Raw genomic sequence first — 23,684 nt, 5'->3', positions numbered from 1 at the left:
TATGAGATATTTTGCGTTTCTTATGTTACTTACTGCGGCACTACTCATGCCGTCAGGTGCCGAGGCTCGCGATGGACGACTGTTCACATTGCTCGATACGCCCTCGACGCGTGCGGCGGCGGAACGATCATCTATTGCCTCGATCCGCGAGAGCGCCATTCGGATCGATGGTGATCTGCTGCGGGGCAGCGAGAGCATTACGCTCGACTTGTTTGATAGCAGGTCGTTCACGGCACGTCGCATTGCGGCTGAGGGCCTCGAGATCCGGTCCGCTCGTGACCTGACGTGGCGCGGCAAGATTACCGACGGCAGCTTCTCTGGCGATGTTGTGATCACGCAGAAATCGGAAAGCTTCTCGGGGATTATTTACTCGCCCTACGCTGTGTATGAGATCGTGCCGCGAGGCGACAAACATTATCTCGTCGAGCTTGATCAGACGCTCTTTCCGCCGTGCGGCGGTGAGGTAAAGGGTGATGTTGGCGTTGAACAGCGAACGGCCGGCGCCGAGGTCGATTCAGGCGATCGCATAGACGTGCTGGTCCTATATACGGCCGCTGTCCGGACATCTGCTGGCGGCGATACGCAGGCCCAAACGATCGCTCAGCAGGCGGTCGATGCGACGAATACCGCGTACATTAATAGTAAGATCCGCCAGCGCGTGCGGCTGGTCCGGGCAGAGTTCACGGCGATGGTCGAGACAGGGAGCTTCAACACGGAGCTGTCAAACCTCAGGGCTGACACCGCAGCGAACATGCGCCGCGACGAACTGAGGGCAGACCTCGTGGCGATGCTGACCAATTCGACCGCGGCGTGCGGCATCGGATATCTAATGGGCCCGCCCGGAGGCAACCCGAACAACGGCTTCACTGTGACTGCGCGAACCTGCGCGGTCGGCAACTTGACCCTCGCTCACGAACTCGGTCACAACATGGGTAGCCACCATAATCCTGAAAACGGGGGCACGGCGACTTATCCTTACAGCTTCGGCCATTATCTGAATGGCAGTTTTCGTACCGTAATGTCCTATACAGATCCCTGCACGGCGGGCTGTCCGCGCGCGCCGCACTTCTCGAATCCGGACGTGATCTATAACAGCGCTCCGACCGGTGTTGAGAACGCCCGCGATAATGCACGTTCGCTAAACAACACTGCTGACTGGATCGCGAACTATCGTTACAGTGGCCAGAGCATCACGTTAGGGAACTACAACGGTAACGAGATCGTGCCGCGCAACATCCACCTGAGCATGATATGGACGAGCAATAATGTCTCTGGCGACGTTCGCATCGAACTGTCACACGACGGCGGCACGACATGGCGAACTCTCTTCAATCGGACGCCCAACGACAATCAGGAGTATTTCTCATTTGGGCCGCGTGTTACAAAACAGGCCCGCCTCCGCATCACGAGCCATGATAATCCGAACGTTGGCGATACGAGCTCGGCGAATATTTCTATTAGATGACAAAATCTGACGCCCCGCGTTTGCGCTCACTTACAGACGATTACCTCCGCCTCGAGAAAACCTTAAAACTTGGCGGCGGGCCGGACAAGGTCGCGAAGATTCACAAGCAGGGCAAGCTAAGCGCCCGCGAGCGGATAGCCCTGCTGCTCGATACCGATACTTATAGCCAGGAGATCGGCCTGCTCGTCGCTTATGACGAATACGACGGCCAGGCTCCGGCCGCCGCGGTGGTCACCGTCGTTGGCAAGGTCGAAGGCCGCGAATGTGTCATCGTCGCCAACGACGCCACCATTAAGGCAGGCGCGTGGTATCCCGAGACGATCAAGAAGATCCTCAGGGCACAGGAGATCGCGATGCGTAATCGCGTGCCCATCGTGTATCTCGTTGATTCTGCAGGCGTTAACCTGCCATATCAGGGCGGCGTGTTCCCGGGGCAATACGGTGCCGCTCGAATCTTTTATTACAACTCGATCATGCGGCATTACCTTAAAGTCCCGCAGATCGCCGCCGTTATGGGAATGTGCGTCGCCGGCGGCGCGTACCTGCCCGCGCTCAGCGACGTGATCCTGATGGTCGAGGGCACGAGCTTTATGGGCCTCGGCGGGGCAAACCTCGTCAAAGGCGCCACGGGCCAGACCATCGACAACGAAACACTGGGTGGCGCAATGACGCACAACTCGATCTCCGGCGTCGCGCACTATCGCACGAAAGACGACAAAGAGTGCATCGAGAAGATACGGCAACTTGTCACAGAACTGCCAGTTCGGAGTGCAGACACTCCTGTCCGCATCGGCGGTTCCTCCGCCGAGAAAGCAACCGAGCGTAAAAGCGACGCTCGCGCGGAAAAGAGTGTCCGCGCTCCTTCGGCACTCTACGATCTCCTTCCCTCCGACCATCGAGCACCGTATGACATGCACGCGGTATTGAATACATTCCTCGACGGTCCAATCGACGAATTCCAGACGGACTTTGCCAAGGAAATGATCTGCGGCACGGCGCGAATCGGCGGGCATCTGGTCGGGGTGATCGCAAACTCGCGTGCGATGTCAAAGGGCAAGAACGGACCGCGTTTTGGCGGGATCGTTTACACCGAATCCGCCGAGAAGACCGCCTATTTCATCGAAAACTGCGACCGTCACGACACGCCGCTGCTCTTTGTTCAGGACGTCTCCGGCTTCATGGTCGGGGCCGACGCCGAGCATAGCGGCATCATCCGCGCGGGAGCGAGGTTTGTCGAAGCGATGGCAACTGCCAAGGTCCCAAAACTCGTCCTTACCATCAACCACGCCAGCGGTGCGGGCTACTACGCAATGGCGGGGCAGGGATTCGATCCCGACTTCATCTTCTCGCTGCCGACCGGCCGCATGGGCGTGATGGAAGGCGACAGCGCAGTGCAGGCGATTTTTGGCACGCAGCTCGATAAACTAAAAGCCTCGGGCCAGGAACCCGACGATGCCCTCAAGGCCGAGATGCAAAAGGTCCGTGATACTTACGACCGCGAACTCGACGCGAAACACGCCGCCGCCCGCGGCCTCGTCGATGCCATTCTCATTCCCGAAAACGTCCGCGATGCACTCATCCTCGCTCTCGAAACGTGCCAAAATACATCGTCGCCGCATATCGGTGCCTTTGTCTTGCCGCCCATCAGCTAGATACTGACCGCGTATGTCGCAGACCCGCGTTCCGGCGTCTTGACGCCGCTTTTACGGATTTTACCTTCGATTCGACCTATTTTCACGTCAAGCAGGGCCTAACCTACTACGCGTAGTGCAAAGCTGGAGTTATTTCATGTTTCCTCGGCTTTGTCCGGCCCTGCTCCTCAACGGCCGGTTGATCACGGGACGCTGAAAAAGTGCTTCTCAAACGCAATCTCAAGCGGTTATAATGATAAGAGTCGCTTCCCACAGCGATGTTCCTCACATCTTACCTGCCGGTCACTCGAAAAAATGAACAGAATATTCAGGTTGTTGCTGCCGTTGTGCGCGGTGTTGTTGTTGGCCGTTTCGCTCCACGCTCAGGACAAGGGTTCTCGGTCAAAGAAGGCTGAGCGCAACACGGGTCAGAACGCCGTAGTCATCATCGTCAAATCGGCTGCGAAGGCCACTTGGGTGACGACGAAGTTTGTCGCAAAGAACGTCGCCAAACCGGTCCTGAAAGCGGTATTGCTAAAAGCCGCGCCAAAGGTGCTGATCTTTACTCTTAAGAATGCACCTGTGGTCGCCAAGCACGCTTTGCCCTGGGCGCTTAAGCTAGCTCTGCTTTGACGGAACCCTTATTTGGCCGTCAAACTATGGTAATCGTCTATCGCCGTCTTGATGATGCCGTAAGCACGCTCTCGCCCATAAAAATATGCGATCTCGCAGCGGTTCGGTTCGTCGGGCAGGGATTTGTAGGTCAAGAAGTAATGCTCGATGCGGCTCATGATGCCGTCGGGCAGCTCCGTCATTTCGGCATATTGGCCGTAAACCTTATCGCCCTTGAGCACCGCTATTATCTTGTCGTCAGCTTCACCGCCATCGAGCAGGCAAAAGCCGCCGATCGGACGAGCTTTCAGGATGATGTCGCCGCGAGGGATATGGTGTTCGCTAAGAACAAGGATGTCGAGCGGATCGCCGTCGCCTTTGGCAACAGCTTTGCCGGAACCGCTGGCGGCCAACGCAGCAATACTGTCACCGCAGTAAGTTTTCGGGATAAAGCCGTAGTTGGCCGGGACGACGTTTGAATACTGCTGCGGGCGGTCGATCTTGAGATAGCCGCTCGGTTTATCGACCTCGTACTTGACCGTATCACCGGGCACTATCTCGACAAAGACAGTGACCTCAGCAGGCGCGTCCGGGCCGATCTCGATCCCGTGCCACGGATGGGCTTTGTTGGTTCGGAACATGACACTGTTATTCTAACGAAGTCAGGACCACCTGCGGTAGCGGGTGGTTGAACGAACCCAATGTTGACCATCGTATCTGAGCGGCATAACAGTTCTTTGATGATCCGCTTCAACCGCCCTGAGATCCGGAGCCCGCTTTCTGTGGCGGTTCTCGGCGAATTAGATGTCTTGGTCTCAGAGATCGCAGAATGCAAAGACATTCGAGCGGTTGTATTCGCCGGAACGGGCGACGTGTTTGCATCAGGTGCAGACCTACGAGAGATCGCTGCCGTGACAGCCGACGAAGCACCCAGATTTTCCCGACGAGGCCAGAGACTGATGCAGTCGATTGCCGATCTGCCGCAAACTACCATCGCTGCGATCAACGGCTATTGCTTCGGCGGCGCGCTCGATCTCGCCCTTGCCTGCGATCGGCGGATCGCATCGCCGAATGCACAGTTCGCCCATCCCGGAGCCGGGCTCGGCATCATCACCGGCTGGGGCGGTACACAGCGTTTGCCGCGATTGATAGGCACGTCGAGTGCGTTGGAGATGTTCTTCACGGCCTCGCCGATGGACGCCCACCGAGCGCTGGCGATAGGTTTGATCGACGATATAAGTGAAGATGTAGTGGCAACTGCGGTAAACTTGGTGCTATGAAGGTTCAACTCGTAAACATCGCCCACGCCCGTAGCGGCGACAAAGGCGACACCGCCAACGTCGGCCTGATCGCCCTGAAGCCCGAATACTATCCACTGCTCGTGGAAAAGGTAACCGCCGAAGCCGTCAAACAGCATTTCGGCGAGATGGTCAAAGGCGATGTCGAGCGTTTCGAACTGCCAAACCTCAACGCGCTCAACTTCCTCCTCCACGGCAGCCTCGGCGGCGGCGGCACGCTGAGCCTGATGACGGACGCCCAAGGGAAGACCTTCTCGACGGCACTGTTGAGGATGTTTATCGAGCTAGATGAGGTTTAATTAATAATTACTCAATTACTAATTAGTAAGTAGGTTATGAGTGAGAATATTGTTCTCGACAAATCCCTCGACTTCGCATTGCGGATTGTGAAGCCGTGCCACTATCTGAACGAGGAAAAGCGTGAGTTTGTTTTGTCGAAGGAGTTGCTAATCTCCGGGACAAACATCGGCAGGCACGTTCGGGCGGCAATTGGTGCCGAGAACCGAGACACATTCGTTTCAGAATTTGGCATTGCTCGCCGTCGAGCCTTGGAAACCGAGTATTGGTTATTGGTTCTATTCCATGGCGAGAGATTGACTGAGCAGGAATACAATTCTATTGAGGCAGATCGACTGGAACTGGTCAAAATAATCTCCTCGATACACTCCTCATCTCGACCTACTAATTAGTAATTACTAATTATCTAATTATTAATTAGAAGGAAGTGACACGACTGATGGATGAGATCTTAACCGAAACCGCTGGATCGATTGCGATCATTACACTCAACCGGCCTGAGAAACGTAATGCGCTGAATGACGAGTTGATCGCGGCGTTGAAGACGGCTTTGCGTGAAGCTGATGCTGATGATTCGATAAAGTGCATCGTCATTCGCGGTGCGGGGAAGGATTTTTGTTCGGGGGCGGATCTTTCTGCATTGCAGAAGATCGCTAATGCGTCACTCGAGGAGAATCTTGAGGATGCGCGGTCGCTTGGCGAATTGTACAAGCTGATTCGCGAGGTGAGGCAGCCTGTGATCGCGGCGGTGAAAGGAAGGGCGTTGGCGGGCGGCTGCGGGCTGGCGATGGCTTGCGATCTTATTGTGGCGGAGACTAACGCCAAGTTCGGGTTTCCTGAGGTCAAGATCGGGTTCGTGCCGGCGATGGTGGCGGCGATCGTGCATCGCAGCATGTCCGAACGCCGTGCCTTTGCGACGCTCACTCTTGGCGAAGAGATGTCTGCCCAAGCCTTATCAGACTCCGGCATCGTGCATGCTGTCGCCGACGAAGCCCGGTTCGAATCCACGCTCGCTACCGTCACCGACCGCTACACCGCCCTTAGTGCCTCCGCCGTCCAGATGACGAAAGGCTTGCTCTACGATATTGATGGGTTAGATTTCGCTTCGGCAATTGAACAAGGCGCGAACGTAAATGCTGAAGCTCGTATGACCGAAGATTGTCAGAGAGGAATCGCTAAGTTTTTGGAGAAGTAGCGATCAGTCACCGCGCCGCCGCGAGCACCGGTAGGCCACCCACATTCATCGCCGCCGCCGTCGCCACCAGCGCGATCAGCATCCCGACGATCCCATAAACATTCCCCCGCCGCGCCGTCTCCTGCTGGCTCAGCCCCCCCCAGGGCTCAAAATAAACAACGCACTCGCGGCGATGTAGGCGATTGTGATCAGGCTTTGTTGCATTCAGATTGCTTGCAGCTTTAGTAAATTTGCCTCGAGCTTTAATTAAATTGCCTCCAGCTTTAGCTGGAGGTAAATGTTAAAAAAGAAAACGGGCTTTAGCCCAAACTATTCCGGAGCATCTTTAAACTTCTGAAACCCGGCACGCTTCAAGAAGCTATCAAACTCGTCATCAAACGGAACCTTCTTGTGATGTTCTTCCTGCTTCGCGATATATCTTCTAACACTCGGCAAAGTCTCTTCATTTACAGAGACGACAAAATACTCATCTTGCCATGCAAATTTGGTTTTCGTCAGCTTCTGTTTATTGATCCAAAAAGACGACTCGCCTTTGATCAACTGCATTATTTTCTCAAGCGTCTGATCGGTTCCAAGCGAGATCAAACAATGAACATGTTCGAGCCAGCCATTTCTGAAATCAATAAAAATGCCCTTCTCCCACGCATTCTCGCGAATGTGCTCAAAGACTTTCTGGCGAATCTCATCCGTCAGAAATGGATGTCTGTTCTTCGTCGTCCAAACAAAATGTAACCAAACTTTGACCCAAGGCATATTCAGCTAAAGCTATAAGGAAATATTTTTTTGTTCGTTCGGCTAAAGCCGCTTTCTGTTTTGCATCCTATCCAGTAGCTAAAGCTAGTGGCAATTAAAAAAAACTCTCAATCGCGATGTATGCGATTGTGATCAGGCTTTGTTGCATTCAGGTTAAATTAATGGAAATTCGGCCTTCTTCGGTCCTCCTCAGTCCCCGTATTTCCTTATATCTCTTTTGATCATTTTGATAATTGACGATTTTCGAGACCTGCCAAATAACTTTCGGGGACGACCCCGACCACGACCCGTACCGGTCGGAGGCGTGTAATGATACGCTGTACCGCCGCCCGTCTCACCTGCGACCTCAATTGCACCTGCAACCAGCGCGATTAGGAGGGTTACCGGTGTTAGACACAACAGCGGTGACATGTCCTTACCCGAACACGACATAACCCCTAATAGCAGCGTAACGACGAAGAAAAAAACAGAAATCGCGCCGGCAATTCCAAAACTCGTTGAATCGGGAGTTGAATTTGGTTGTTCTATCGAATGATCCGCCGCAAATTCGTTAGTCGCGTCTTCGTCAAGATTCGGCAGGTTTTCGTACGCTTTTGGGAGGATCGGCCTCGCTCGCGTCGTCCCATCCATATCGCCGACATAGCCTTCGCGCACCATCGCGTCGAGAATTGCGGCCGCCCGACCGTAGCCGATACGAAGGTGGCGCTGGAATAACGATGTTGAGGCACGTTTTGCCTGAACGGCACACCGGAGAGCATCAACAAAAAGCGGATCTCGACGCCCAGGCAAGTCCGAGTCCTCGTCGTCAGTACTGAACTTTGCGTAATCAGGCCGTCCTTGCACTTTGACGAACTCCACCACGCGTTTTACTTCTTCTAGCTCCGAGTACGTTCCCTGTAGACGAATCAGCTCTTTAGCTTTCGGCGGCAGAAAAAGTGCATCGCCATTTCCAAGCAATTCTTCCGCACCGTGAGAGTCAATAATTGTTCGGGAGTCCGAACGTGAGACGGTGCTGAACGCGAGCCGGGCGGGAAAGTTGGCCTTAATTTCTGGGGTGATCACTTCTGAAGATGGTCTACCAGTTGTCGCTATAAGATGAATACCGACGGCCCGCCCTGCAGCAGCCACATTCGATAGTGTGTCGCTGATACTAGCTTGGCGAGCTAGAAGTTCACCGATTTCATCGATGACAATAACTAGATACGGCAAGAGTAAGTGCGGCTTCCCATCGTCGTCCCACTGTTCCAGGGAGTTCCGTCGCACTACTTCTTGATTGAAATTCGCGATGTTTGCGGCCCCATAACCCGCGAGATCTTTATATCGACGATTGACCTCTGCCACTGCCCATTCGAGTGCAACAGCCGCGCGAGCGGCATCGGCAATCACTGGAGTAGCCAAGTGAGGGATGTCGGAATATAGACCCAATTCAACCCTACGCGGATCAATTAGGATAAGCTTTACTTCGTCGGGACGTGCCTTGAAAAGGATAGAAAGGATAATCGAGTGTAGACTGCTCGATTTGCCGGAGCCTGTTGAGCCACCGACTAAGAGGTGTGGCAAAGCACTCAGATCGACCACATAGCTGCTTCCGTCTATTGTCCGTCCCGTTGCGAGCGTCAAGAGTGACGCCGACTCGCAGAATCTGCGTGATTCAAGCAATTCTCGAAGCCGAACAATTTCCGGTTGCTCGTTTTGAACTTCTATTGAAATTTGCGACTTGCCCGCTGCTGTCGTGACGCGGACTGATCGACCGTGAAAAGCCAGGGAAATATCCTCCGCACGTTTCGCTAACCTCGCCGCAGTTGTGCCCGGTTCAGGTTTGAAGTCGAACACCGAGAACACTGGTCCCGGCGAAATGTGGACAACCTGACCATAAAGTTCAAATGCCGCCAGAACCTCAATAATCCTCGCCGCCTGACTACGCAGGTTGTCCTCAAAACCTACGGGCTGAGGGTCCGCTGGTATCAATAGCTGCGGAGAAGGTAATACATAGCTGCTCTGGCCGTCATCGATCATGTTTCCTAGGGCGTTGGTGTCTGCTTCTTTGGCGCCTTCTCGACGTGGCTTGCTGAAATCCATGCAGCCAGCTTGCCCGGATCGTTGGCGTAAACGTTGCGGACGATGCCGTCGAGGATGCGTACCTTGATCATGCCTTCGCGGATCTTCGCGGACGTGTCGGCTGTGGCGGCTACGCGGCTTTTATGCAGGTTCAGCATGGATCTTTAACCCAAGAGCATTAACTACTTTCAAAACGGTTTCGAAGCTCGGGCTGCGTTCGCCTGACAATGATTTATAAAGGCTTTCACGAGAGAGGCCGGTTTCGCGGGCGATCTCGGACATGCCTTTGGCGCGGGCGATGTTGCCGAGTGCTTTGGCGACGAATGCGGCGTCGCCGTTTGCTTCTTCGATGCAGGCTTCCAGATACGCGGCCATCTCTTCAGGCGTGTTTAGATACTCCGCGACATCGTATTTAGTTGTCTTTACCTTAGCCATTTTTATAGTTCGTTTGCGATCTCGATCGCGTTCTGAATATCGCGTGATTGCGAACGCTTATCGCCGCCAGCGAGAAGTATGATCGATTCAGAGCCTTTTTGAATGAAATAGACCCGGTAGCCGGGACCGTAGTCGATCCTCATTTCCGAAACGCCTTCGCCAACGGGTTTAACATCGCCTGCATTTCCTAGTTCGAGCCGGTCGATGCGAGCCTGAATCCTTGCACGAGCACGAAGGTCACGAAGTTTCATCAGCCATTTTGAAAACGTTTCGGTTTGGCGAACTTCGATCATCAATAGTGTATCCCTCTGGCTACAGAATTACAATAGTTTCATGCCGCGACAATATCGACCTTTGTTTCGATGAGCGAGTTCTGGCCTGGCAACACGTGGCCAGTGCTTACGCCGTGGGATGAGGGATCAGGCTTCAACTACGGAAACCTCCGTTGCAATTAGTTCTTTTGGTATCAAAGCCGGGAAGTAGGCCATTATCTCTTCGACCTTTGGGCGGCCGCCGGCGAAGCCTGTTACGGCGGGCGGGCCGGTGAGGATGAGCGGGGCGATCTCTTTGGTAAAGCGTTCGACGTCGGCACGGTTTTGGCCCCGGACGGCGATGCGGAGCTGGACTTCGGGGATCTCGGATGGAGTGCGGACACTCTTGTCCGCATCCCTGGTTCCTCCGGCGAGGTTGGTTTCGCTGCCATTTACGTCCGACGAAGCGTCGGACGTTGCGGACAGGAGTGTCCGCGCTCCAAGCGAGCCGTGCGTTGCGTTGACACCGACGAATTCGGTTAGGATCAGGTCAAAGGTGAGGCCGAGGTTTTCGAGGCGTTCGCGGAGGATGCGGTCGGCGGCTTGGGCTTTTTCGAGGGCGTCGGGCCAGGCGTAGACTAGGGTGCCGACGCTTTTGAAGCCGTCGGAGTAGGCGATGGAGACTTTGTAGAAATCGGTCTTTGGGTTGCCCTTGATGCCGAAGACGCGGACGCGATCCTCGCCCGCAGCTTCGAGGTTGATCGACGAGAAATCCGCCACGACGTCGGGCGTGATGTAGGCTTTGGGGTCGCCCATCTCGTAGAGAAGCTGCTCGGTGACGCTCGGGACATTGACGCGGCCGCCGGTGCCAGAATGTTTCGTGACGATGAATGTGCCGTCTGGTGAGGCTTCGATGATGGGGAAGCCGATGTTCGCCATGTCGGGGATGTTCTGCCAATCGTACTGGCAGTTGCCGCCGCTCGATTGGGCGCCGCATTCGATTATGTGGCCTGCGATCGTCCCGGCCGAGACCTTGTCCCAATCTTCAAATGACCAGCCGAACTCATGCATCAACGGCGCGAGCGTCAGGCCCGTGTCCGTCAAGCGTCCGCCGACGATGATGTTCGCGCCGCGGTCAAGAGCTTCGACGAGGGCTTCGGCACCGAGGTAGACGTTGGCGGACTGGACCTTGTCGCGGATCGCCGACAGCGGCGTGCCGTCGTCCATCGAGTTGATCTCAACGCCGTCGGCCAGCCACGTATCGAGCTTGTCGAGCACGTCATCGCCCGTGACGACGCCGATCTTTACCTTGCCTTGCAGGCCGCGTTCGACGGCTGCTGCCCGGATGCCCTCGGCACAGGCTGCAACGTTGACGCCGCCGGCATTCGAGAGGACCTTGATGTTCTTTTCGACACAGTCGGGCAGGATCTCATGCATCAGCGAGACAAAGTCGCGAGCGAATCCGGCGGCGGAATCACGCGCACGCTGCTTTTGCAGGATCGACATCGTCACCTCGGCGAGGTAATCGAGCATCAGATAATCGATCGGCCCTTTGCGGACCTGATCGATCGGTGCGGTGAGCAGATCGCCCCAAAAACCCTGGCCTCCGGCAACTCTGACTTTATCTTTCATTGGGAACTAGGCGGCGCGGACGTGTGAATTGATGAACGTGACGATATCCTCAGTCGAAGTGCCGGGCAGGAAAACCTCGGACACGCCGATCTTTTTCAGCTCGGGAATGTCTTCCTGCGGGACGATGCCACCGACCAGCACGAGCGTATCGTCCATGCCGTTCTCTTTGAGAAGCCCCACGATGCGCGGGCAAAGCGTATTGTGCGCTCCGCTGAGGATCGAGATGCCGACGGCATCGACGTCTTCCTGGAGCGCGGCGGACGCGATCATTTCAGGCGTTTGCCTTAGGCCCGTATAGATCACTTCCATTCCGGCGTCGCGCAGTGCGCGGGCTATCACTTTAGCTCCGCGGTCATGGCCGTCGAGGCCTGGTTTTGCAACTAGGACCCTGATCTTTCTATCACTCATATCTTACTCAGATAATCATCGCACAAGCCGCCCGAGGACGCTATTTACACGAACGAAAGGCTTCATCTGCGCCCATGTGAACGTGAACTCGCCGTCAGGCTGCATGCCCTCAATAACGTGTGGAAAGCCGTAGTCGTAGTGAAAGGTCACACCACGATCAGCGATGGAGAAGCCCTTGAGGTTGTCCATCGTGAAATCTGCCGTCTCAAACAGGTGCTCAGGTTCCGGCTCTTCCCAGTCCTTGTTGTTCTTGATCTCTGTGATGGCGTCAGCGATCTCCTTCTTTTGGGCTTTCTTGACCATGTCGACAAGGCCGTCGATGTAGGCGAATACCTCGCCGGGCAGGACCCGCGTGCCTTTACGTGTATCGACGACGATAAACTTCGTCGAACCGCCAGGGTAGGCTGCTGTGCCCTGCACCGATAGCTCGACGCAAAGCAGCCCGTTCGTGTTGTAGATAACCTTGTAGTCGGCCTCTTCGAGCCACTGCGTCTCGTTGATGTCTTCCTTTAGGTCGATCGCAAATGCCTTCTCATAGCTCAGAGCTGCCTCGATCTTTCGAGAGATGGCCGGCGACGCCGCCTTGACCTTCGGATAATTGACAACGAAGGTCTTCTTGAAGTCGGTGATCGGTTTTGGCCGCGTGTATGTGACCTTCTTTCGTGTTACGACGACAGACTGGGCCGTTACCGTCGATACAAAACTGAGCGCCACGACCAGCAACAGAATATATTTAACTTTCATAGACGTGTGTGATGTCCATATTTGGAGAACCGAATATGCATTTGAGTTTACCGCGAATCGTCGGCTGGCGCTTTATCGCTCTCCACGTCTCGACCCAGCCGTGTGTGTTTATCCACAATGGATTATAGCTTTTGAGCGGCGTGATGATGCCGTAACGCGGTGCTTCTGTCTCAGGCACAAACGAGCCGAATAGACGGTCCCAGATGATCAGGACGCCAGCGTAGTTCCTGTCAAGGTAAGGGCTATTCACGCCATGATGCACGCGGTGGTGCGAAGGTGTATTGAGAAACCATTCGAGCGGGCCGAGCTTATCGATAAGCTTCGTATGGATCCAGAATTGGTAGATGAGATTCAAGCCATGCATCAGGGCAAACATCCATGGGGCAAATCCGAGGAGCATTATCGGGGCATAGAATATCCAATGCAGAACCCCGGAGAACCAACTCTGCCGAACGGCGACGCTGAGGTTGTACTCTTCGCTCGAATGATGCACGACGTGAAAGTTCCAGAACAGCCGTGACTCATGGCTTACGCGGTGAAAGATGTAATATGCGAGGTCGTCAACGAAGAAGAGCACGATCCACGCCCACCAGGCGTCAGCAGGGAACTTGAACGGAGCGGCCTCATACGCAACGACGTAGATAATGCCGGTCGCGAGGCCGAACAGAGCCCCAAACACGGTGCTGCCAAAGCCGAGGATGATATTCGTCCATGCGTCCCTGCCGTCGCGGTATTCATCCGTTCGTCTAACATGCGCCAACAGGGCCTCGGCCGCGATGAGCAATGCGAATATAGGGATAGCAAGCACCGTCGGCTTGAGCATAGCGTTACATTAAGCGAATTCTGCCGCGGTGTTCAAGCGAACCGGCATTTTCGACGGTCTCATTTTATGCCCGAAGCCGGTTATAGTAGCATCGTGCTCAAGACCGTGTTTGCAAGGGATATGCGATGATAAAGAAAATACTTAAGATACTCGCGCTTGTTTTGATCGCAGCCTTCGTGATCATTCAATTTTTCCGAATCGATAAGGCAAACCCGCCAATCGTTGAGGACGAGACGATCGAGGCTGCCCTTTCGGTGCCTCCGGACGTTGCATTGATAATGGGCCGGTCATGCAACGATTGTCATTCCCACAAGACTGTCTACCCCTGGTATTCCAACATCCAGCCTGTCGCATGGTGGCTAAAAGACCATATCAATGAGGGACGGGATGAACTCAATTTCAGCCAGTTCAATACCTATTCGGCAAAGAAGAAAGCGAAGAAGCTGGAAGAGATATGCGAAGAGGTTCGTGCGGCCAACATGCCGCTGCCTTCATATCTCTGGACTCATGGTGATGCCGTGCTTAGCGAGAATGATAAGAACACGCTCTGCGATTGGACGAATGTCGAGCGTACTAGGTTAGCTTCCGAGAATTAATCGTCGAGTGCCTTTGCCTTCGGCGGCACCACCAGACTTCGGAAACAGAGGGAAGAGAAGTAAAATAATCAGATGCCTTTGCTCCCGATAGTCCACTATCCCGAGCCCGTTTTGTTGTCGGTCGCAAGGCCTGTCGACGACGGTAATTTTGACGGCGATCTCGCAACATTGATCGAGGATATGTTCGAGACAATGGCGGATGCGGGCGGCGTTGGGTTGGCAGCTCCGCAGGTTGGGGTTTCGCGGCGGCTATTTGTGATGGACACGCCGGAGACAGACGAGTGGGCACGCGAGCGGCATGTATTGATAAATCCCGAGATCATCAGCGTCGAGGGTGAACAGACCGGCGACGAAGGGTGTTTGTCGTTCCCGGGCCTGTTCCAGACCGTGAAAAGGGAGATGCGTGTGATCGCGCGGGCCCAGAATATTAATGGCGATCAGGTCGAAATAGATGTTCAAGACCTGGCCGCAAGGTGTATACTGCATGAAACGGATCATTGCGACGGCATTGTGTTTCTCGACCGGATGACGCCCCTCAAACGGCAGTTTGCCAAGCGTAAGATCAAACATCTGCAAAGCACGGGGAAGTGGAATTGACTTGAAGCTAGAGGACACCAAACTCACCGCCGAACTCTCGTCGAGTGGCGAACTTAACAAATATCTGAGCGAAGGCTGGGTGCTGATACTTGGTTATGTAAAGCACTTGAGCGATTCGCAGCAGCCGCGCTTTGTGGTGGCATGGCAGGAAGACGGCCCGGCTATTTTCCCTGAGATACTCGACGAATGGGAACAACGCGAGATGGCCCGGCAACGATATCGGTAGCTTTCGCGGAGTGTCGCCATTAGCCCCGGTGGCAGCCATGGTGAAAAATAGAGTGCCAATAGGAGCAGAGCTATGCTAAGAGGCGCTTCCTTCTTTATCGGAGCCTTAGTTTGGTTGGCCGCAGTCAGCACCAGTGCACAGACGACGTTGTTCAATATTCCGGTCGCCGACACGCTGCAGAAGGGGTCTTGGGGGTTGGAGGGCGACTTTATTACCAAGCCTGCAAGATACAGTGACGGCGGCTATCAAACCTATGGCTATCGCGTAGCATATGGTCTCGGCAACCGCACTGAGCTGGGTTCGAATTTTTACTACACCTGGGACGGCGAAGAATCGGCCGCCCAAGCCGAGTTCAGTTGGAAGCAGAATGTCTACCGCAATGAAAAGCTGGGTCTGACGGTGTCCGGCGGCACGGTCGCATTTGTCCCGCTGCGTGCCCGAAACGGCAACGAGACCGCAGTCTTGGTCTACGGCGTTGCGAACAAGACCATTAACGCTCTCAACGGAATGACGCTGATCGGCGGTGTGTATCACGTATTTGGCGGCGGTCGGGATTTTGGTGATAGGTCAGGCTCCCTCGTCGGGATTAGTCAGCCGATCATAAAACGCGTGAGTTTTGTCGGCGACTGGTTTTCGGGTAAGAACCGTTTGGGCTATGCTTCCGCGGGTCTCAACTTTGGTATCACCAAGCGCCAGTATCTGACGACGGGCTGGAGTTTTGGCAATTCGGGCCGTGGAAACAATTCGTTCGCGGCCTACTACGGCGTCACCTTTTGATCTTATGCAAACACAACAGACATTGGATGAATTCAGAAACGAACCATTTACCGATTTTTCGCGACCTGACAATGCTGAAGCGATGCGGGCGGCGATTGACAAGGTCGGTGGCGAGCTCGGCCGTGAATATCCGATCATCATCGGTGGTGAAAAGCTCTCGCTAGATTCAAAGTTCACGAGCAACAACCCATCAAACAAGGCCGAGGCTGTAGGTGTCTTTTCTGAGGGTGACACCGATACATCGCTGGTCGAGAAAGCGATTGCAACGGCAAGTGAGGCCTTCAAGTCCTGGCGAAACGTGCCGGCCGCAGAACGTGCCGAGTATCTCTTCAAGATAGCCGCAATTATGCGCGAGCGGAAGCACGAGTTGTCCGCCTGGATGATCTTTGAGGTTTCAAAGACCTGGGCCGAGGCCGACGGCGATACGGCGGAGGCGATCGACTTTTGCGAATTCTACGGGCGCGAGATGGTCCGCTGGGCGGAGGAACAGCCGGTTACGCCATATCCGGGCGAAGCGAACAGTTTTGAGTATATCCCGCTCGGCGTGGGAGCGATCATTCCGCCATGGAATTTTCCGCTTGCTATCATGTGCGGCATGACGATGGCCGCCGTGGCTGCCGGCAATACGGTGGTTCTTAAACCGTCGTCGGACTCGCCGACCATCGCCGCGAAGTTCATGGAGATAGTCGAGGAGGCTGGCCTTCCGGCAGGGGTCGTTAACTTCATCTCCGGCAGCGCAAAGACCGGCGAAGCGATGGTGACGCACCCAAAGACGCGGTTCATCTCGTTCACCGGATCTAAAGGCGTCGGCCTGCACATTAACGAAGAGGCCGCAAAGGCGCGGCATGGCCAGATATGGATAAAGCGGGTCGTCGCGGAGATGGGCGGCAAGGACGCGATCGTTGTCGCCGATGACGCGACGGACCTCGATGCAGTGGCGACCGGCGTGGTCCAGGCTGCGTTTGGATTTCAGGGGCAGAAATGTTCGGCATGTTCGCGGCTTATTGTTGACGAAAAGGTCCACGATCAATTGATGGCGAAGATCGTTGCCCTCACCAAGTCACTGAACATTGGTCAACCGACCGACGCTGGGACAAACGTTGCGGCGGTCATCAACCGGCGTTCGTATGACACTACGTTGAGCTACATTAAGAAGGGCGTTGACGAGGGCGGCGAGATCGTCGCGGGCGGTAGCGGTGAGGATTCGACCGGTTTCTTTATCGAACCGACGATCATCGACAATGTCCAGCCCGGTGCAACTATAGAGCAAGAAGAGATATTCGCCCCCGTTCTCGCAGTGATAAAGGCGCGCGATTACGATCACGCGCTTGAGATCGCGAATGGTACTGAGTTCGGCCTCACCGGGGCGGTATATTCAGCATCAGAGGAGAGATTGACAAGGGCGCGACGCGAATTTCACGTTGGCAACCTCTATCTCAACCGAAAATGTACAGGCGCTCTTGTAGGCGTACATCCGTTCGGCGGATTCAATATGAGCGGAACGGATTCAAAGGCGGGAGGCCGCGAGTACTTGCTCCAGTTTATGCAGGGCAAATCGATATCGCAGAAGATCTGAGGAGAAAATGACAAAACATCTATTCGTCAGGGTTACCATCGTCACAATGTTCGTGCTTGGGTTTTCGGTGGCGGTCGCGGCCCAGCGGGCGGTCTCAAAGCCGCCGAAGCCGATCATTTTCGCGGTACTCAATGACGGTAAAACGCTCGAGCCGATCGCTTACATCAATAAGGGCAAGCTTGCCGAGACGGTCAACGGGAGCGACGACCAGACGCTCATTACGGCGTTTAACAGAGCTTACTACAAGCCCGGGACGATCTATAAGCTGATATTTGGCGGAGCGAATGCGGGTAACGTGACGGTCAAGTCGTCCGATGCAAAGGCCGAATGTTCGCGAAACATGGCGACGGTCACGACTAGGGCAAGCAAGACACCCCTGCAGGGACTCGTTATGGGAATAGCCACCAATGCTCCGATCAAGACCGCATCTGCGAGCTACCGTCGCCGACCCACCGCCGCCGAAAAGGACGAGATCGACGCCCTTGTAAAGGCTGAGTTCATGAGACAGAAACTGACGCCGGGGACGCTGCGCTATCAGAATCTCACGGCGCTCGACCTTGACCGCGACGGAAAGGCCGAGATCGTCGGTTCGTACTGGGTCGAGATCGACCGACTGACCCGAGGGCTGCTCTTCTTTATCGCCTCAAAAGGCAGTAACAGTAAGTATGCGCTCGGCTACAAGGAGTACCGTTCGATCGATCAAGCGAACGTGATGAGTGGTGATATCAAGAGTGTTGACGAAGGCGTCTATCACGAGTTGCTCTTGGATGCGTTTGACTATGACGGTGACGGAACCAGCGAGGTGTTCACTTATATTCAATCGTTCGAGGGTGCCGGTTTCAACGCCTATCGCAAGTCCGGCGGCAAATGGGAGCAATCCTACACGACATCAAACTATCATTGCGGCTACTGAGGCGGCCGTAGTCGTCGTAATTTCGATTTGCTAACTCGAAGTGCTAAGTTCTTACTCAGGACCTAGCACTTTTTTCTATGACCAGGAGAAGTTTTCTTAGAAGGGCAGTTGCTGTCATATTATCCTTAACTCTTGTACTTTCAGTCTTTTCCCAAGTCGTCCATCCGCCTTTCCCCGTGACCCGCATTGAGAATCCGGACATGTGGCGAACCGACGGCTGGAATGCCGTCGAGCTGGCGAAAAGACAGAAGGTCCGTTCGGGTAAGGCAAAGAACGTGATCCTGTTTCTCGGGGATGGGATGAGCAACTCAACCATTGCGGCGTCAAGGATCTTCGAAGGGCAACGACGCGGTGAAAGCGGAGAGGAGAACCGCCTGAGCTTTGAAGAGTTCCCGTTTGCGGCCCTTTCGCGGACCTATAGCGTGAATCAGCAGGTATCTGACTCTGCCTCGACGATGAGCGCGATCATCACGGGCGTTAAAACCGATGAGAGCGTTATCTCCGTCGATCAGAACGTCGTTCAGGGCGACTATCGGACGGTAAAGGGCAACGAGGCCAAGACACTGCTCGAGTACGCCGAGGAATCGGGACGCTCGACGGGTGTCGTTACGACAGCAAGGCTGACCCACGCGACTCCGGCGGCATGCTACGCCCACACGGCCGAGCGCAACTGGGAATCTGACGAGGACATCCTCAAGCGGAATAAGGACGCCCACGCCGCCGGATTCCCGGACATTGCAAGGCAATTGATCGAATTCCCATACGGCGATGGCCTCGAGGTAGCAATGGGCGGTGGCAGGACGAAATTCTTGCCTGCCGAGGCCGCCGACCCTGAATACGATGTGCGGCGAGGCGAGCGACTCGATAAGCGCGATCTCACAAAAGAATGGCTGAGTAGATACGGCGATTCAGCATACGTGTGGAACAAGCAGGAATTCGACCGGATCGACACGAAACGGACGAAGCACCTCCTCGGCCTGTTTGAGCGTTCGCATATGCAGTTTGAGCACGATCGAGGCAATGACAGGGCCGGAGAACCGTCTCTTACCGAAATGACCCGTAAATCGATAGAGATCCTCTCGCGAAACAAGAAGGGCTACGTCCTGATGGTCGAGGGGGGCCGTATTGACCACTCGAACCACAACGGCAACGCCTATCGGGCCCTCAGCGAGACGGTAGAGTTCTCAAACGCTATCCGGGCAGCTAAGGAGATGGTCGATCTCGACGAAACGCTCATTATCGTGACGGCCGACCACAGTCATACACTTTTTATCCAGGGATATCCGGTTCGCGGCAATAATATTCTCGGCCTTGTTCGCGAGAATGACGGCAAGGGCAATCTACGACCAGGCTACGCAAAGGACTTGCTCGGGCTGCCATTTACGACGCTCGGTTACGTAAATGGACGCGGCTATGCGGGTGCCTCCAACGACCAGCCGGAAGGGCCAAAACGATGTTGCAGTGAGCCGAAGACGTTCAAGCCATATCTGGACGGCCGCTGGGACCTTTCAAATGTCGATGTTTACGCCCCAGATTATCTTCAGGAGGCGATGATCCCAAAGGTCAGCGAGTCGCATAGTGGTGAGGATGTCACGATCTTTGCGGCGGGCGTCAACGCTCATCTTATCCGCGGTTCCATGGAGCAGAATTGGATATTCTATGTGATGGCTGACGCTCTTCGGTTGGCACGACGGAGATGAATATGAGGCGGTCTGAAGCCGGATGAAAGTTGTTTTTATGGGGACGCCGGCCCCGGCGGTAGTGTCGCTGCAGCGTCTATTGGCAGACGGCCACGAGATTGTTGCCGCCTATACACAGCCTGACAAACCCGCGGGGCGTGGCAACAAGGTCGCACAGTCGCCCGTCAAGATGTTTTCGCTCGAGCACGGTATTGATGTCTATCAGCCGCTGCAGATCAAAACGGACGAAGTTTCCGAGAGATTTTGCTCGCATGCGGCTGATGTGGTTGTCGTGGTTGCTTATGGCCGGATCTTGCCCGAAGCTTTCCTGAAAGCGTTCAGGTATGGCGCCGTGAACCTCCACTTCTCGCTTCTGCCAAAATATCGCGGTGCGGCACCCGTAAATTGGGCTATTGTCAATGGCGAGAAGGAGACCGGCGTCACTACCATGAAGATGGATACGGGACTCGACACAGGGCCGATATTGCTGCAGCGATCGGCGGCGATCGGTGACGACGAAACCGGCGTGGAACTGATGGAACGCCTTGCACATCTCGGGGCAGATCTCCTGTCAGAAACGCTCGAACGGATCGATGATCTCGAACAGGTCACTCAGGACGATGCCGCCGCATCGCTCGCCCCGCTCATGAAGAAAAGCGACGGCTTGATCGACTGGTCGATGACCGCGGTGCAGATCGCAAACCGCGTTCGCGGCTTTCAGCCTTTTCCGACCGCCTACACGACACATCGTGGAGGCCGCCTGACTGTCTGGAAAGCAAGACACGCTGGCGAGCAGTCAGGCAGGCCGGGAGAGGTGATCGAGGCGGCGGGCGATAAGTTGACCGTCTCCTGCGGCCATGGCTCCTCACTGCGGTTGGTCGAAATCCAGCCCGAAGGCAAGCGTCGGATGTCAGCTCGGGACTTTTTGAATGGGGCCAAGGCTGAGGTTGGCGAGATTTTTGGATAGCATTGATGGAACAGGTCGAAATAATAGCCTTCTACGAGTTCAAGCCCATGGCGTCTGTTGGGCTTTTGGCCGACCTTAGGGACGAATTGCGCAAGTTGTTCCTTGAACTCGACGTTCGCGGCACAGTAATACTGGCGGACGAGGGCTATAACGGCATGGTCTGTGGCCGACCGGAGGATATCAAGGCCTTTGTCCGACGTGCCGGAGATGCCCTAAAGACGGACATCACATTCAAATCCTCATTTTACGATTCGGCTCCGTTCCGGAGGATCGACATCAAGATCAAGCCGGAGATCGTGACGCTCAAGCGGCCTGTCGATATTTCTCTGGGCATTGGGACGCACATCTCGCCTGAGGACTGGAACGCCCTCATCTCAGCCCCTGACACGGTGGTTCTCGACGCGCGAAACCGGTATGAATACGCCACAGGTACGTTTGAAGGGGCTGTAAATCCCGACACCGCAAAGTTTAGCGAACTTCCGCAGTATGTCGCGGACAATCTCGATCCCGAACGGCACAAACGCATCGCGATGTTCTGCACCGGCGGTATCAGGTGTGAGAAGTTCGCACCGTATATGAAGCAGCTCGGTTTCGATGAGGTCTATCAACTCGAAGGGGGCATTCTCAAGTATCTCGAAATAGTTTCGCCCGAAGAATCGCTTTGGCGCGGCGAATGCTTTGTCTTTGACGAACGCATCTCGGTGGACGGCTCTCTTCAGAAGGGCCGTCAACCGGATCATTCGCAGCGGCGAAAGGCGGCTAGATGAGTATCTCGCCTGCACGCTATTCGGCTTTCGATATCCTTAAACGGATCGAGACTGAGGCAGCCTATTCATCGGTCCTGCTGCCGGAATACGAGGCCAAGCTGTCACCCTCGGACCGAGGTCTCTGCCATGAACTCGTGTTGGGGGTCCTGCGGCGACAGATTTGGCTGGATAGGGCGATCGACCTGCTCACGGGGAATAAGAAACTCGACTTAGCTGTGCGGCTCGCCTTGAGGCTTGGGCTGTATCAACTCCGTTTCCTGGATAAGGTCCCGCCGCACGCTGCGGTCAGCGAAAGCGTCGACCTTGTCGGGCGTGCGAAAAAGATGTCAGCCAAAGGGCTGGTAAATGCCGTACTTCGCCGTGCCGTGACCGAGTCACCGTCGGTGCAGCCGAGAGACGAGATCGACCGCATAGTCGTCGAAACGTCCCATCCACGCTGGCTTGTTCAGCGCTGGGTCGATCAGTTTGGAGAGATCGAGGCTGCGGCGATCGCGGCAGCGAATAATTATCCGCAGACGGTTGCATTCCGCCATATCGGTAGAGACTTCGATGTGAATTCGATAGCCGGAGCCACGCGTCCCTCAGAGTATGTGAACGGGTGCCTGCTTGCGGATAAGATCTCGCCGGAACTTCGTGAGATGTCTTTGCAGGGCTCGGTCTATTTCCAGGATGAAGCGTCGCAGATGGTAGCTCATTCTGTTGAGGTGCCGCCTCGGGGCCGCTTTCTTGACGTCTGTGCGGCCCCCGGAGGTAAGACCGGCCTCATCGCTGCGAACGCTACGAACGTCATGATCACCGCGGGCGATCTGCATCGATCCCGTGTTGAGTTTCTTAAGGCGAATCTGGCCCGCCAGGGATGCGATCGTGTGTCCGTCGTCCAATATAACGCGGAGTCGGGCCTTCCGTTCAGCGACGGTTCATTCGGTACAGTGCTCGTCGACGCACCATGTTCTGGAACGGGCACGATCAGGCGAAACCCGGAAATACGTTATGCCGCCACACAAACGGACCTTGCCGAACTGTCCGCGAAACAACTTCGGATCCTCGTGAATGCATCAAAACTAGTGAGTTCAGGCGGTCTTCTCGTTTACTCGACCTGTTCGCTCGAACGGGACGAGAATGAGAGTGTTGCGGGGAGCTTTGGCGACGCCGAGGGACACTTTGCCCGGATCGGCCCAGATGTTCCGTCACGATTCATTACAGCCGAGGGCTATGCCCGAACGTGGCCGCATCGTGACGGCATGGATGGATTCTTTATTGCCGCGTTTCAGCGTATCGCTCAATAGCGATAGTGAAGTTCCTTGCCGACGGTGAAAATGGTAGACTTTCGATTTAGTTTGAGGTTCGTTTCGAATGGCATCACGCGGATCCGCATTAGGTAGATTAGCGACGGTAGTCATCCTGGCAGGGGCCTTCCTGTTCGGTATGTCAGGCGTGGTCTATATGTCGCTTCAGGGCAAAGAGGTTCAGGTGCCCGAGATAACCGGCAAGGACCTCAAGGCAGGCGAAACGGAACTTGCGGCTCTCGGCCTAAAGATCAAGAAACGTGCGGACCGATTTAGCCAGGAAACGCCGGGCACTGTGATCGAGCAGCTTCCTAAGCCGGGCGAGACCGTAAAGACGGGTCAGCTTATCCTCGTGGTTACTAGCAAAGGGCCAGGCGAGGGTGGCCTGCCGCCAAGTCTGAAGGACTCGAGCGAAGAGGACGATTCGGAAAAGATCGAGGAGATGATCACGGAGAAGCCAAAGAAGTCAAAGACAAACTCGAATTCGAATAAGAAAAAGGCGGATACGGCTCGCGATGTGAACGGGGCGGGCGAGACAGATTCGGACACAAACTCGGACTCGCCTCCGTCCAACTCAAAGCCGAAGGAGCCCGGAGCTAATACGCCGGAGAAGCCGAACCGGAATGCTCAGCCATCGTCGCCTCGGGCACCAAATCCGCCGACAAGGAGCGATAAACGTCCCGGCCAATAGCGACAGG

Annotated in this window: 28 protein-coding genes and 1 pseudogene; 18 read left to right on the top strand and 11 right to left on the bottom strand. The window is 55.2% G+C overall.

The features are described 5' to 3' along the window. Positions 1 to 22 precede the first annotated feature (22 nt). The 3 genes from IPM59_11540 (at position 23) to IPM59_11530 (ending at position 3,729) form a co-directional block, all read left to right on the top strand. Positions 23 to 1,465, top strand: coding sequence for a hypothetical protein (locus IPM59_11540; GenBank protein ID MBK9216208.1), 1,443 nt, complete (start codon positions 23 to 25; stop codon positions 1,463 to 1,465). Next, positions 1,462 to 3,117, top strand: coding sequence for an acyl-CoA carboxylase subunit beta (locus IPM59_11535; protein MBK9216207.1), 1,656 nt, complete (start codon positions 1,462 to 1,464; stop codon positions 3,115 to 3,117). Before IPM59_11540 ends, IPM59_11535 begins: the two co-directional genes overlap by 4 nt. A 294-nt stretch (positions 3,118 to 3,411) precedes the next feature. After that, positions 3,412 to 3,729: a hypothetical protein gene (locus IPM59_11530; protein ID MBK9216206.1), complete on the top strand. Its 318-nt coding sequence runs from the start codon at positions 3,412 to 3,414 to the stop codon at positions 3,727 to 3,729. 8 nt (positions 3,730 to 3,737) lie between these two features. On the opposite strand, the gene IPM59_11525 is transcribed toward IPM59_11530, so the two are convergent. Beyond that, positions 3,738 to 4,349 (bottom strand): inorganic pyrophosphatase, encoded by a 612-nt coding sequence (locus IPM59_11525; GenBank protein ID MBK9216205.1) that lies wholly within the window; start codon positions 4,347 to 4,349, stop codon positions 3,738 to 3,740. Between the two features lie 60 nt (positions 4,350 to 4,409). Between IPM59_11525 and IPM59_11520 the strand changes: the two genes are divergently transcribed. The 4 genes from IPM59_11520 to IPM59_11505 are packed head-to-tail and all read left to right on the top strand — an operon-like array spanning position 4,410 to position 6,498. Next, the gene (locus tag IPM59_11520) at positions 4,410 to 4,988 is read left to right on the top strand and encodes an enoyl-CoA hydratase/isomerase family protein (GenBank protein ID MBK9216204.1); all 579 of its coding nucleotides are present in this window, start codon (positions 4,410 to 4,412) and stop codon (positions 4,986 to 4,988) included. Beyond that, positions 4,985 to 5,305: a hypothetical protein gene (locus IPM59_11515; GenBank protein MBK9216203.1), complete on the top strand. Its 321-nt coding sequence runs from the start codon at positions 4,985 to 4,987 to the stop codon at positions 5,303 to 5,305. The genes IPM59_11520 and IPM59_11515 overlap by 4 nt, the downstream gene beginning before the upstream one ends. A gap of 36 nt (positions 5,306 to 5,341) precedes the next feature. Then, on the top strand, positions 5,342 to 5,695 hold the full coding sequence (locus tag IPM59_11510; protein MBK9216202.1) for a four helix bundle protein: 354 nt from the start codon (positions 5,342 to 5,344) through the stop codon (positions 5,693 to 5,695). 47 nt (positions 5,696 to 5,742) lie between these two features. Beyond that, on the top strand, positions 5,743 to 6,498 hold the full coding sequence (locus IPM59_11505; protein ID MBK9216201.1) for an enoyl-CoA hydratase/isomerase family protein: 756 nt from the start codon (positions 5,743 to 5,745) through the stop codon (positions 6,496 to 6,498). Between the two features lie 7 nt (positions 6,499 to 6,505). Here the strand turns inward: IPM59_11505 and IPM59_11500 are convergent. The 10 genes and pseudogenes from IPM59_11500 to IPM59_11455 form a co-directional block, all read right to left on the bottom strand. Continuing rightward, positions 6,506 to 6,702, bottom strand: a pseudogene (locus tag IPM59_11500) (NAD(P)(+) transhydrogenase (Re/Si-specific) subunit beta). 105 nt (positions 6,703 to 6,807) lie between these two features. Continuing rightward, positions 6,808 to 7,251, bottom strand: coding sequence for an IS200/IS605 family transposase (gene tnpA, locus IPM59_11495; GenBank protein ID MBK9216200.1), 444 nt, complete (start codon positions 7,249 to 7,251; stop codon positions 6,808 to 6,810). 189 nt (positions 7,252 to 7,440) lie between these two features. Continuing rightward, positions 7,441 to 9,267 carry a hypothetical protein gene (locus tag IPM59_11490; GenBank protein MBK9216199.1) on the bottom strand — a complete coding sequence of 609 codons (1,827 nt, stop codon included), beginning with the start codon at positions 9,265 to 9,267 and terminating at the stop codon, positions 7,441 to 7,443. A gap of 5 nt (positions 9,268 to 9,272) precedes the next feature. Further along, positions 9,273 to 9,467: a hypothetical protein gene (locus tag IPM59_11485; protein ID MBK9216198.1), complete on the bottom strand. Its 195-nt coding sequence runs from the start codon at positions 9,465 to 9,467 to the stop codon at positions 9,273 to 9,275. After that, on the bottom strand, positions 9,451 to 9,744 hold the full coding sequence (locus IPM59_11480) for a putative addiction module antidote protein (GenBank protein MBK9216197.1): 294 nt from the start codon (positions 9,742 to 9,744) through the stop codon (positions 9,451 to 9,453). Before IPM59_11480 ends, IPM59_11485 begins: the two co-directional genes overlap by 17 nt. Positions 9,745 to 9,746: 2 nt before the next feature. Beyond that, a complete protein-coding gene (locus tag IPM59_11475; protein ID MBK9216196.1) occupies positions 9,747 to 10,037 on the bottom strand; it encodes a type II toxin-antitoxin system RelE/ParE family toxin in 291 nt (96 codons plus the stop codon). Positions 10,038 to 10,163: 126 nt separating this feature from the next. After that, on the bottom strand, positions 10,164 to 11,627 hold the full coding sequence (locus tag IPM59_11470; protein MBK9216195.1) for a DUF1446 domain-containing protein: 1,464 nt from the start codon (positions 11,625 to 11,627) through the stop codon (positions 10,164 to 10,166). A 6-nt stretch (positions 11,628 to 11,633) separates the two neighbouring features. Next, the gene (locus IPM59_11465) at positions 11,634 to 12,035 is read right to left on the bottom strand and encodes a cobalamin B12-binding domain-containing protein (GenBank protein ID MBK9216194.1); all 402 of its coding nucleotides are present in this window, start codon (positions 12,033 to 12,035) and stop codon (positions 11,634 to 11,636) included. Between the two features lie 15 nt (positions 12,036 to 12,050). Further along, complete coding sequence (locus IPM59_11460; protein ID MBK9216193.1) at positions 12,051 to 12,779, bottom strand: hypothetical protein; 729 nt, start codon at positions 12,777 to 12,779, stop codon at positions 12,051 to 12,053. Further along, complete coding sequence (locus IPM59_11455) at positions 12,769 to 13,602, bottom strand: sterol desaturase family protein (GenBank protein ID MBK9216192.1); 834 nt, start codon at positions 13,600 to 13,602, stop codon at positions 12,769 to 12,771. Before IPM59_11455 ends, IPM59_11460 begins: the two co-directional genes overlap by 11 nt. A 125-nt stretch (positions 13,603 to 13,727) precedes the next feature. Here IPM59_11455 and IPM59_11450 point away from each other — a divergent pair, with 125 nt between their 5' ends. From IPM59_11450 to IPM59_11400, 11 genes are all read left to right on the top strand, one after another. After that, positions 13,728 to 14,198: a heme-binding domain-containing protein gene (locus tag IPM59_11450; GenBank protein MBK9216191.1), complete on the top strand. Its 471-nt coding sequence runs from the start codon at positions 13,728 to 13,730 to the stop codon at positions 14,196 to 14,198. 72 nt (positions 14,199 to 14,270) lie between these two features. Continuing rightward, entirely contained in the window at positions 14,271 to 14,795 is a 525-nt protein-coding gene (def, locus tag IPM59_11445) for a peptide deformylase (GenBank protein ID MBK9216190.1), read from the top strand. A 1-nt stretch (position 14,796) separates the two neighbouring features. Then, the gene (locus IPM59_11440) at positions 14,797 to 15,021 is read left to right on the top strand and encodes a hypothetical protein (protein ID MBK9216189.1); all 225 of its coding nucleotides are present in this window, start codon (positions 14,797 to 14,799) and stop codon (positions 15,019 to 15,021) included. Between the two features lie 72 nt (positions 15,022 to 15,093). Continuing rightward, entirely contained in the window at positions 15,094 to 15,798 is a 705-nt protein-coding gene (locus IPM59_11435; GenBank protein ID MBK9216188.1) for a hypothetical protein, read from the top strand. 4 nt (positions 15,799 to 15,802) lie between these two features. Continuing rightward, positions 15,803 to 17,374: an L-glutamate gamma-semialdehyde dehydrogenase gene (gene pruA, locus IPM59_11430; protein ID MBK9216187.1), complete on the top strand. Its 1,572-nt coding sequence runs from the start codon at positions 15,803 to 15,805 to the stop codon at positions 17,372 to 17,374. 7 nt (positions 17,375 to 17,381) lie between these two features. Then, positions 17,382 to 18,287, top strand: a complete 906-nt coding sequence (locus IPM59_11425) for a hypothetical protein (GenBank protein ID MBK9216186.1) — start codon at positions 17,382 to 17,384, stop codon at positions 18,285 to 18,287. Between the two features lie 77 nt (positions 18,288 to 18,364). Continuing rightward, positions 18,365 to 19,987 carry an alkaline phosphatase gene (locus IPM59_11420; protein ID MBK9216185.1) on the top strand — a complete coding sequence of 541 codons (1,623 nt, stop codon included), beginning with the start codon at positions 18,365 to 18,367 and terminating at the stop codon, positions 19,985 to 19,987. Between the two features lie 22 nt (positions 19,988 to 20,009). Next, positions 20,010 to 20,933: a methionyl-tRNA formyltransferase gene (locus IPM59_11415; GenBank protein MBK9216184.1), complete on the top strand. Its 924-nt coding sequence runs from the start codon at positions 20,010 to 20,012 to the stop codon at positions 20,931 to 20,933. Positions 20,934 to 20,938: 5 nt separating this feature from the next. After that, positions 20,939 to 21,700, top strand: a complete 762-nt coding sequence (locus tag IPM59_11410) for a hypothetical protein (GenBank protein ID MBK9216183.1) — start codon at positions 20,939 to 20,941, stop codon at positions 21,698 to 21,700. Further along, the gene (gene rsmB / locus IPM59_11405; protein ID MBK9216182.1) at positions 21,697 to 22,986 is read left to right on the top strand and encodes a 16S rRNA (cytosine(967)-C(5))-methyltransferase RsmB; all 1,290 of its coding nucleotides are present in this window, start codon (positions 21,697 to 21,699) and stop codon (positions 22,984 to 22,986) included. Before IPM59_11410 ends, rsmB begins: the two co-directional genes overlap by 4 nt. A 67-nt stretch (positions 22,987 to 23,053) precedes the next feature. Further along, complete coding sequence (locus tag IPM59_11400; protein MBK9216181.1) at positions 23,054 to 23,677, top strand: PASTA domain-containing protein; 624 nt, start codon at positions 23,054 to 23,056, stop codon at positions 23,675 to 23,677. The last annotated feature ends 7 nt before the right edge of the window (positions 23,678 to 23,684 follow it).

The sequence above is a fragment of the Chloracidobacterium sp. genome, from assembly GCA_016715795.1.
Lineage (GTDB): Bacteria > Acidobacteriota > Blastocatellia > Pyrinomonadales > Pyrinomonadaceae > OLB17.
Note: the sequence above shows the minus strand (reverse complement) of the source record. Positions and strands in the feature narration are given on the sequence as shown.

Coding starts and splice junctions, on each gene's coding strand:
- IPM59_11540 (MBK9216208.1), top strand. CDS start 23: ATGTTACTTACTGCGGCACTACTCATGCCGTCAGGTGCCGAGGCTCGC.
- IPM59_11535 (MBK9216207.1), top strand. CDS start 1,462: ATGACAAAATCTGACGCCCCGCGTTTGCGCTCACTTACAGACGATTAC.
- IPM59_11530 (MBK9216206.1), top strand. CDS start 3,412: ATGAACAGAATATTCAGGTTGTTGCTGCCGTTGTGCGCGGTGTTGTTG.
- IPM59_11525 (MBK9216205.1), bottom strand. CDS start 4,349: ATGTTCCGAACCAACAAAGCCCATCCGTGGCACGGGATCGAGATCGGC.
- IPM59_11520 (MBK9216204.1), top strand. CDS start 4,410: ATGTTGACCATCGTATCTGAGCGGCATAACAGTTCTTTGATGATCCGC.
- IPM59_11515 (MBK9216203.1), top strand. CDS start 4,985: ATGAAGGTTCAACTCGTAAACATCGCCCACGCCCGTAGCGGCGACAAA.
- IPM59_11510 (MBK9216202.1), top strand. CDS start 5,342: ATGAGTGAGAATATTGTTCTCGACAAATCCCTCGACTTCGCATTGCGG.
- IPM59_11505 (MBK9216201.1), top strand. CDS start 5,743: ATGGATGAGATCTTAACCGAAACCGCTGGATCGATTGCGATCATTACA.
- tnpA (MBK9216200.1), bottom strand. CDS start 7,251: ATGCCTTGGGTCAAAGTTTGGTTACATTTTGTTTGGACGACGAAGAAC.
- IPM59_11490 (MBK9216199.1), bottom strand. CDS start 9,267: ATGATCGATGACGGCCAGAGCAGCTATGTATTACCTTCTCCGCAGCTA.
- IPM59_11485 (MBK9216198.1), bottom strand. CDS start 9,467: ATGCTGAACCTGCATAAAAGCCGCGTAGCCGCCACAGCCGACACGTCC.
- IPM59_11480 (MBK9216197.1), bottom strand. CDS start 9,744: ATGGCTAAGGTAAAGACAACTAAATACGATGTCGCGGAGTATCTAAAC.
- IPM59_11475 (MBK9216196.1), bottom strand. CDS start 10,037: ATGATCGAAGTTCGCCAAACCGAAACGTTTTCAAAATGGCTGATGAAA.
- IPM59_11470 (MBK9216195.1), bottom strand. CDS start 11,627: ATGAAAGATAAAGTCAGAGTTGCCGGAGGCCAGGGTTTTTGGGGCGAT.
- IPM59_11465 (MBK9216194.1), bottom strand. CDS start 12,035: ATGAGTGATAGAAAGATCAGGGTCCTAGTTGCAAAACCAGGCCTCGAC.
- IPM59_11460 (MBK9216193.1), bottom strand. CDS start 12,779: ATGAAAGTTAAATATATTCTGTTGCTGGTCGTGGCGCTCAGTTTTGTA.
- IPM59_11455 (MBK9216192.1), bottom strand. CDS start 13,602: ATGCTCAAGCCGACGGTGCTTGCTATCCCTATATTCGCATTGCTCATC.
- IPM59_11450 (MBK9216191.1), top strand. CDS start 13,728: ATGATAAAGAAAATACTTAAGATACTCGCGCTTGTTTTGATCGCAGCC.
- def (MBK9216190.1), top strand. CDS start 14,271: ATGCCTTTGCTCCCGATAGTCCACTATCCCGAGCCCGTTTTGTTGTCG.
- IPM59_11435 (MBK9216188.1), top strand. CDS start 15,094: ATGCTAAGAGGCGCTTCCTTCTTTATCGGAGCCTTAGTTTGGTTGGCC.
- pruA (MBK9216187.1), top strand. CDS start 15,803: ATGCAAACACAACAGACATTGGATGAATTCAGAAACGAACCATTTACC.
- IPM59_11425 (MBK9216186.1), top strand. CDS start 17,382: ATGACAAAACATCTATTCGTCAGGGTTACCATCGTCACAATGTTCGTG.
- IPM59_11420 (MBK9216185.1), top strand. CDS start 18,365: ATGACCAGGAGAAGTTTTCTTAGAAGGGCAGTTGCTGTCATATTATCC.
- IPM59_11415 (MBK9216184.1), top strand. CDS start 20,010: ATGAAAGTTGTTTTTATGGGGACGCCGGCCCCGGCGGTAGTGTCGCTG.
- IPM59_11410 (MBK9216183.1), top strand. CDS start 20,939: ATGGAACAGGTCGAAATAATAGCCTTCTACGAGTTCAAGCCCATGGCG.
- rsmB (MBK9216182.1), top strand. CDS start 21,697: ATGAGTATCTCGCCTGCACGCTATTCGGCTTTCGATATCCTTAAACGG.
- IPM59_11400 (MBK9216181.1), top strand. CDS start 23,054: ATGGCATCACGCGGATCCGCATTAGGTAGATTAGCGACGGTAGTCATC.